9 protein-coding genes are annotated in these 8792 nt (G+C 41.0%); 6 read left to right on the plus strand and 3 right to left on the minus strand.

From position 1 onward, the window contains the following. Positions 1-518: 518 nt before the first annotated feature. From G1O98_RS34535 to nblB, 5 genes are all read left to right on the plus strand, one after another. Positions 519-1475, plus strand: a complete 957-nt coding sequence (locus G1O98_RS34535; RefSeq protein WP_114081492.1) for an RNA polymerase sigma factor, RpoD/SigA family — start codon at positions 519-521, stop codon at positions 1473-1475. A 531-nt stretch (positions 1476-2006) separates the two neighbouring features. Further along, positions 2007-2351, plus strand: a complete 345-nt coding sequence (locus G1O98_RS34540; RefSeq protein WP_012412037.1) for a DUF760 domain-containing protein — start codon at positions 2007-2009, stop codon at positions 2349-2351. Between the two features lie 250 nt (positions 2352-2601). Beyond that, positions 2602-3012, plus strand: coding sequence for an 8-oxo-dGTP diphosphatase MutT (mutT, locus tag G1O98_RS34545; RefSeq protein ID WP_163938260.1), 411 nt, complete (start codon positions 2602-2604; stop codon positions 3010-3012). A gap of 246 nt (positions 3013-3258) precedes the next feature. Beyond that, a complete protein-coding gene (locus tag G1O98_RS34550; RefSeq protein WP_012412035.1) occupies positions 3259-3723 on the plus strand; it encodes a CBS domain-containing protein in 465 nt (154 codons plus the stop codon). Positions 3724-3799: 76 nt separating this feature from the next. Then, positions 3800-4465 carry a phycobilisome degradation protein NblB gene (nblB, locus tag G1O98_RS34555; protein WP_012412034.1) on the plus strand — a complete coding sequence of 222 codons (666 nt, stop codon included), beginning with the start codon at positions 3800-3802 and terminating at the stop codon, positions 4463-4465. 105 nt (positions 4466-4570) lie between these two features. Here the strand turns inward: nblB and G1O98_RS34560 are convergent, their stop codons facing one another. Next, on the minus strand, positions 4571-5314 hold the full coding sequence (locus tag G1O98_RS34560) for a PEP-CTERM sorting domain-containing protein (protein ID WP_163938263.1): 744 nt from the start codon (positions 5312-5314) through the stop codon (positions 4571-4573). A 639-nt stretch (positions 5315-5953) separates the two neighbouring features. Next, entirely contained in the window at positions 5954-6472 is a 519-nt protein-coding gene (locus G1O98_RS34565; RefSeq protein ID WP_012412032.1) for a DUF456 family protein, read from the minus strand. Between the two features lie 232 nt (positions 6473-6704). Here G1O98_RS34565 and G1O98_RS34570 point away from each other — a divergent pair, with 232 nt between their 5' ends. Continuing rightward, entirely contained in the window at positions 6705-7619 is a 915-nt protein-coding gene (locus G1O98_RS34570; RefSeq protein WP_163938267.1) for a M48 family metallopeptidase, read from the plus strand. Between the two features lie 441 nt (positions 7620-8060). Here G1O98_RS34570 and G1O98_RS34575 read toward each other — a convergent pair whose 3' ends face one another. After that, on the minus strand, positions 8061-8699 hold the full coding sequence (locus G1O98_RS34575) for a cofactor assembly of complex C subunit B (RefSeq protein WP_163938270.1): 639 nt from the start codon (positions 8697-8699) through the stop codon (positions 8061-8063). Positions 8700-8792 lie beyond the last annotated feature (93 nt).

The raw sequence follows: 8792 nt of genomic DNA on the forward strand, positions 1-8792 counted from the left end.
ATTAATTAGTGTCTAATGCCCAATGCCCAATGCCCAATTCCCAATTCCCAATTCCCAAGAAAATTAAGTAATTGTTATAAGAGAATGACTATAGTTCTCATTAGAGATATCTTAGCAAATATGAGGAAGCTTATATTCACTAAATAATTTCTGAAATTGACTTATAGTCAGCCTTTAGAGAGAGGGCGATATTGCATGAACTGGAACAACCAGGAAATTTAATGTCGCTATATAGCCAAAACTTCTCATAAATGTTACAATTATTAATAAGGCTCCAATAAAAAAATGTTTAAGAAGCTACCTTTTATCTAACTGTAGATACTTGTGAAAAGTAGGAAATAACTGTAACTTTTAGCAGTTAAGAAGCCTAAATTTGTTTATTATGAGCAGCCGAATTTATCGGGCGCGTAAGTTGCAAACCATACATGGGTTCCCAGTCTGACTGGGTAGCACCCTAACAAAGCATCTATCCCTTAATGACCCTACCGCCAAACCCATCATTACCAAAGAGTAGCGCCATGAAGACCGCTCAGACAGCCACAGACCTCGTGCGGACTTACCTGCGTGAGATTGGCCGTGTGCCACTCTTAACACACGAGGAAGAGATTTTTTATGGTAAACAGGTGCAACGTTCTTGTACATTGCACGAATCAAGAGAATCTCTTGCCACCCAGTTAGGTCGTCAACCGACCTTAGAAGAGTGGGCCAAAGCGACAAAGTTAGAACCAGCAGAATTGAACGAAGCGATCGCTGATGGTGAAATTGCCAAGCGTAAAATGGTAGAAGCCAATTTGCGCCTGGTAGTCTCCGTTGCTAAAAAGTACATCAAGCGCAACGTCGATTTACTGGACTTGATCCAAGAAGGTAGTATTGGTATGCAACGTGGCGTAGAAAAGTTTGACCCTACCAAAGGGTATAGATTTTCTACTTATGCCTATTGGTGGATTCGGCAAGCTATCACTCGTGCTATAGCCGAAAAAGCTCGGACAATTCGGCTGCCTATCCATATTACTGAAAAATTAAATAAGATTAAAAAGGCACAGCGCCAATTGTCTCAAAAGTTGGGACGCGCTCCTACAGCTGGTGAACTAGCTCAAGAATTAGAATTGACCCCCAAACAAGTACGAGAATATCTAGAAAAGGCGCGTTTGCCCCTTTCCTTGGATTTGCGGTTGGGTGATAACTACGACACTGAACTCGGAGAAATGCTCGAAGATCCAGGAGCATCTCCAGAAGAGTTTGTCATGCAATCTTCCCTATCTTATGACTTAGATCGTCTCATGGGCGATCTCACGCCGCAACAGAGGGAAGTAATTACACTGCGCTTTGGTTTAACTGATGGGCAAGCGCTGACTCTGGCTAAAATCGGTGAAATACTGAACATCAGCCGAGAAAGAGTCCGGCAAATTGAGCGGGAAGCTTTAACCAAACTTCGCAAGTCTAAAGCCAATATGGGTGAATATTTGGCAAGTTAGAAGCAGAGACGCGATTAATCGCGTCTGTACAAGAATTAGGAGTGAGGAGTTTTTAATGAACTTCTCACTCCTTACTTTATCAAGTAAGGCAGGAGGCAGAGGGCAGGAGGCAGGAGGAAAACTGCCCGACGCTCGCGGACTCGCTCTAAGCGTAGCTATGCCGCAGGCTTTACGCTACGCTATCTGTCTCCTGCCCGTGACCGAACGCGAGTGCGTCTCGTTGGCGTAGCCTCTCGTAGAGAAGAGAAGGGAACAAGGGTTTAAAACCACGCCGTCTACACGGCGCTTACAATTTGGTTGGGGTTTGAATCCCTTTTCCATTTTGCGCCTCCTGCCTCCTGCCTCTTTCAATTGTTAAGGTGACGAAAATACGCTGACTTTAGTACGGTTACACCTACTTCCACCAGAAAGCGAGGCTGTTACATTAGTTGACAGGAAGACAAAACAGCTAGCTAAGTCAAATCCAAAACAGACATTTAGTATTAAAATCACAAGCACCGTAGCCAGTAGTGGTAGTTAAGGAGCTAAAAAATGAGTAACCCATCCAATCGTGTCTCAGAATTTTTCAATAGCGAATCAGAAACCAACGATTTACTATGGCAGTATGTTAAATCCTTGAGTCCAGAGACAGTTACCCAGCTATCTAAACCTACATCTGCCGAGGTTTTTCAGGTGATGGAACGGAATATTACAGGACTATTGGGTAATCTACCTTCAGAACATTTTGGCATCACCGTAAGCACCAGTCGGGAAAGTCTAGGTCGGCTTTTGGCTTCTGCTATGATTAGTGGTTATTTCTTGCGTAATGCTGAACAGAGAATGAATTTTGAACTCGCTCTACAAGGGACTGAAACCAACAACACTGAAGTTGACTAGAAATAGAAAAGTTAGCAAATTCTATATTGTTGTTGGGCTGATTGCTAGCCACAGTCACGGCTATAGGAATTAAAAATAAGGCTCTGCGAAATCTTTGGCGCTAATTCCCAATAATTATCAGCTAGATTTTTTTAAAATATCGAAAACAGTGACGCATTAAGGTTGAAATTTAAAAAATCAAAACTCGGCAGAGTTAAAATTAGTCTGCCGAGTTTTGTTGTTAATCATCTTCCCCTTTTGTCCATCAATTATGAGTGAAACCAGTTCTTTACCGCCCCACAAAATCATTGGTGTTGCAGTAATTTGGAATGACCAAAAGCAAATTTTAATCGATCGCCGTCGTCCAGAAGGAGCAATGGGCGGTTTGTGGGAATTCCCTGGTGGTAAAATCGAGCCTGGTGAAACTATTCAAGAGTGTATTCAACGGGAAATTTCCGAAGAACTAGGAATAGTAATTGAAGTGGGAGAGCATCTGATTACTATTGACCACACCTATACAAATTTGCGCGTTAGCCTCACAGTACATCACTGCTGCCATATTACAGGTGTTCCCCAACCTTTAGAATCAGATGAAATTCGCTGGGTAACTTTGGAAGAACTGGATCAGTTTACTTTTCCGAAAGCAAATACTCAAATTATTGATGCTTTAAAAGGGAATTGAGAATTGGGAATGGAGAATGGGGAATTGAGAATGGGGAAGAGTTTTTTAATACTTAATGCCCAATGCTTCTCTAAGAGAGGCTGCGCCAAAGATTTATCTCCGAGACGCTAGGTGAACGCTCAGTACAATGCCCAATGCCCAATTCCCAATTCCCAATACCGTAACAATCTATTAATTGCATCAGGTTGAGTCCCGCAATTTTCTACAATAGGCGCAGAGACTTTGATAAAAGGTATCAACAAATAAATGCCTAAAACTGTTGCCGATGTGATGAGCCGCGATCCTATTGTCGTTCGTGCGGAAACTCCACTGAAGGAAGCTATCCAAATTCTCGCAGAACGCCACATCAGTGGACTACCTGTTGTGGATGATGTCGGGAAATTAGTGGGCATTATCTCAGAAACCGATTTGATGTGGCAAGAAACTGGTGTTACTCCACCTGCGTACATTATGTTTCTTGATAGCGTTATCTATTTAAAAAATCCTGCTACCTATGAACGTGATTTACATAAAGCACTAGGGCAAACCGTTGGGGAGGTGATGAGTAAAAACCCGATCGCAATTTCCCCTGATAAAACTTTAAAAGAAGCCGCTACAATCATGCACGATCGCAGCGTTCACCGCTTGCCAGTACTTGATGGCACAGATCAAGTAATTGGTATCCTCACTCGTGGTGATATTATTCGGGCAATGGCAGCAAGTCAAGAATAATCAGTTAACAGCTAACAGCCTGATAACTGATAACTGTTAAGTATTTTTTACACTTTTGAAAATCAAGGATAACTAAATGAGTATTACTTCGGAGTCTGTTAAGCAATTGCTAAGTTCTGAGGATTTAGGCGATCGCTTACGTGCAGTAAATCAAATCCGCCAACTGGAACCTACGGTTGGCTTTGAATTGATTCAAACTGCCATTAGCGATCGCAATTCCCGTGTTCGTTACTCAGCAGTGAGTCAAATGGATACACTCGGAACACAAGATTTACAATTATCTTTGGATATCTTGCGCGATCGCTTGCTTCATGACTCTGAAGTAGATGTACAAGCAGCAGCAGCAGACTGTATAGGCGCACTCCAACTACATGACGCTTTTGAAGACTTAAAGGAGGTTTACTACAAGACTGATGAATGGCTAATACAATTTAGTATCATCGCTACATTAGGAGCATTGGGCGATCCACGAGCCTTTGAATTGCTCAAAGAGGCACTCTCATCAGAAACCGAATTAGTGCAAACTGCTGCTATTAGTTCTTTCGGTGAATTGGGAAATCTAGAAGCAGTTCCCCTCTTAGCTCCTTATGCTACCAATCCAGACTGGCAAATGCGTTACAGAGTTGTACAAGCGCTGACTCTTCTAGGTGGTGCAGAAGCTAAATCTATATTAGAAACACTGGCTAATGATGAAGTAGAAGCGATCGCCACTGAAGCCAAAAATTCTTTACAATCAGTCTGATAGTAGAAAAAAATTCGATCTGGTTGGTAAAATTTTTCATTCCAGCCAGATCGAATAAATCATAAATGAGAGTGACTTTCAGTTTCTAAAAGTCCCTTATTCATACTAAACAACACTTTTGCGGCGGCGAGACATCACCATTACAGCACCTACTGCACCCAAACCAAGTAATGCAGCAGGTTCGGGAACGGAAGTGGTGAAGGTAGAACCAGAAAAAGTCAAATTAGCCAATGAACCGCCAGTAGTATTGAGAATTGTATTTGCCTGAGCAACAGTAGTATCATTTCTTTGGAAAGATAAGCTTCCTGCTCCTTTAGTTATCTCACCAGTAGCGCTGGTAAAGTAGCCCCACAAATCGACTGCTATAGTAATGTTTGCACCGGTCTGGGTTATTTTATAATCAGAAGATGTCAACGTAAAGATATTACTGCCATCCGCTAAAGAAGCTGTGTTTTCCCCAGGCAGAATTACACCAGGAAGGGCAAGATTACCAAGGTCTAGAAATGGATTTTGTACAGTATCGCTTGCGAATGAGATGATATCACGTATACTTGCGGAATTGAAACCTAAGAAACTTCCTGTCTGAGCAGCAATAGAAACTGGGGTACTCTTTACTCCATTGGCATCTGCGATAACGCTATCTGGAGTGAAGGTTAGTGAATCTTTTTTTAATGTTACTAAACTGTTAGCAAATGGATTCGCAGTTAAACCACCGTTAAAACTGAACTCACCTTTGAGTGCAGCAGCCTGAGCAGAACCACCAGAGGTAAATAATCCAGCAACAGCTAAAGGAAGTGCAGCAGTAGTAGCCAGAGTAGCGTTTAATAATTTAGATTTTAAATTAATCATGATCGTTTGAGAATCCTAATAATAACTTTGACGGCAACGATTGATTGTTTTACTTGTACTATCAGTAATTTACTTAAAATACTGTCAGTGAAAGCGGCACTTGTGTGACGTATTTCTTATTTCCATAAAATCACATAGATTCTGAGTATGCAAGATTTACTTAGTGGTCTTCATTACATCTTCAATTGCTGACTAGTCTTCATAAAATTTTTATTTCTGATATATCTATCCTTCGTATATTTATCATTGAATCGGGTTGAAGCCGATCTATTTAACTTACGTATACTGAATGTATTTTGTGCTTTTTGTTATTGCAAATTACTCAACTATTTTTTAGATAAATAGAGTAAGCAATATTTTATATTCAGTCATTGGAGATTTACCAAATTTTTTTAAGGGTGTCAATTTACCTTTTACCCAGACTATAAGAGGGATAAAGAATGTTTATCCGAGAAGTGTTGAAACAAAGGAGATTTATCCAACGCGCAATACACTAAGTAGCGGTTCCTCCTAATCCATAGATGAAATGGGAGAAACCGCCCTTTTGGTGTAATGTAGAAAATTTTAGTCAGCTAGTTGAATGTCTGTAATAAGTAGACTGACTACTAGCTATTACTGCTATTCTCAAATCTTGAAATGCTAAGAACCAAATACCTGTGGCCAAGTTGTCACAACGAAAACTACAACTGCTGCGATCGCTAACAATCCTTGAATCAAATTTCCCACCAAAGAGCCGACTACAATTCCTATACCTGCTTTAACCGCCAACCCAAATTCACGTCGGTAAATATACTCACCAATAATTGCCCCTAAAAGTGGGCCTAATAAAATTCCTAACAGTGGACCCCCAAAAGGTAATGTTGGCAATAATCCCAAAAATCCCACCACCAAACCGACAATTGCGCCGATTTGCCCCCATTTGCTAGCTCCAGCTTGTCTTGCTCCCACATAGCTAGCTAAAAAATCAACTCCGACACTGAGCAGTAAAACTATAATTGTCACAATTAAAGGAATCTTGATAGCCGCGAAGGAACTACTAACGATACCCCAGACGATAATTGCAATTAAAATTAAGCTGCTACCGGGTATGGCTGGAACTACAGCACCGATGATACCCACAACCATTACGGCAATTAATAGCCAATAAATAATTTGCATAGATAAATTTCTAAATTTCCGAGCGGCCCTACTTTATATTGTATCTGGGCAAAATGCTGATAAATGCTGAGATTTCACCGACAGCAAATATGATTTTCTAGTTCAATCTGCTAAAATCTCTCTGCGATCGCTCTTGGCTTGTCTTAATAATTGTGGGTTGTAGGAACATACCCATGCCGTTCGTACTGACTCACTGAACTTTCCCAACACTCCAAAATAAAGCTCAAAACAAATGACGAGAAAAATATTAACTGGACTGAGTTCAGAAGCCTACGAACATCCTTTTGATCGCAAAGCCTTGGCTTCTTTGCAAAATATGCCTGGTGTTTCCTTGCTACTCAAGAAAGTTAACGAATACGGCATTGATCGCTTGCTCAGACTGCAAAGCCTTGGTAGTGAAATCAGAATTTCGCCCCGTAATTTTCCCCAATTACATCAAGCATTTGTAGAAACCTGTGAAATTCTTGATGTTGCTCCCCTTCCTGAACTGTATCTGTTTCAAGGCACAGGTCACATTGAAACCTACATTGTTGGCGTGGAAAAACCCCTTGTTGGTATCAATTTAGATGCAATGGAGTGGCTTGGCCCGGATGAGTTACTTTACGTTTTCGGACACGAAATTGCTCGCATCAAGAGTCAGCACATGGTTTATCACCAAATGGCAATTGTGATGCCAACTTTGAAAAATTTGTTAAGCAGTACAACGCTGGGTGTGGGTGGTTTAATAGCTGGTGGTATGGAATTGGGTTTATATAATTGGCGGATGATGGCTAGGTTCACTGCTGATCGGGCGGCTTTGCTTGCTTGTCAGGATATCGATGTAGCAACTACTACACTGATGAAACTCGCAGGTTTGCCAGATGAGTACTTAACTACTGCTGTAATGGAAGATTTTCTTGTCCAAGCCCGTGAGTTTGCATTCAATAACTTTGAGAGTGTGGATAAAGTCACTAAAATATTAAGCTATACAGAGTCTGGGCTTTCTTGGGTAGTTATGCGGGCTGGCGAATTATTAAGATGGGTTGATTCTGGAGCTTATGATAATTTAATTCAACAGACAAATTTAGATACACCACAAGAATCAGAAGCAAAAGAAGAAAAGACACCAGAAGAAAAGGAAGGGTGGAATTTTTTGACTTCTTGGTGAACGAATTTTAGATTTTAGATTTTAGATTGTCTGATAGCGTAGCCTTAGCCCATGTACCCCCAATACGGTTCGGATAAGCATTTTTCACTTTCCTTGTGGTCTGGTTAAAGGGTAAGGGGTAAAGGGTAAAAATTTATTCAAAACCTTTTCCCTTTCCCCTTTCCCCTTTAACCGAACCATATTGCATGTACCCCTACGGGGAAGTAAGCTACGCCCAGCGTCTCGTAGAGAGCCTCTTTTAAATGAAATTTTTCTATCGAAAATGTACTTGTGGCGCTCAATAGTGTGGGTTCATATCATACATACTTAAACCACTTATCATTTAGGCTAACGCGAGGACGTGGAGACGCGGGGAGATTTTAATGATAAGTGATTAACAGATTTGATATGAATCTAAAATCTAAAATCCAAAATTAACTGACTTCTAAACTAGGGAATAATCTAAGTACTAAGAGTAACGGCTAATTTATCAGCAATTCCGGCAATCCAATTTTCATCTTGTTTGGTATAACTGCGAGGAGCATTCGCTCCCAAAATTAATGCACCTTGGTTGCCAATAGGTTGACAAATTACACCTTGAGTATTCTCTGGTAAATAATCAAATTCAAGCCTACCTGGATATATTTTTAGAGCAACTAGATAAATCGGCTTTTGTTTTTCGAGTACCTGTTTTAAGATTACTCCTGGTACAACCTCAGATTTAGTACCCAAAATACCACGACGCAACAAAACCTTACCTTGGTAATAAACCACAAGCGATCGCGTTACCGTATTAGTCAATAATAAATGAGATGCCCAGGCTAGCTCTGTTTTCACGGCTTCGGGTAAATCTGCTGCCAGTACAAAACCTTCTTCTCCAATTAGTTCTACAATATCAGGCGATCGCGGCTGAACTTGCTGCCAAATTAAACCCGTCAAAATTAACACCGCACTCAAAATCACGCCCACCACATCACCACGCGATTGAGACTGGGTTAATTCCTCTGTCAACAAACGGTTAATCAGCAAAAGTACAGCGCCTAGCCCACCCACGACAATGGGTAGACGCCGCAAAACTCGATTAGGATCAGGTTTATTCATTGGAATTGAGAATTGGGAATTGGGCATTGGACAATAATTAATAGTTCTTCTTCCCCTGCTGTAATGGAAGATTTTCTTGTCCAAGCCCGTGAG

It is taken from the genome of Nostoc sp. UIC 10630 (assembly GCF_010747425.1).
Taxonomy (GTDB): Bacteria; Cyanobacteriota; Cyanobacteriia; order Cyanobacteriales; family Nostocaceae; genus Nostoc.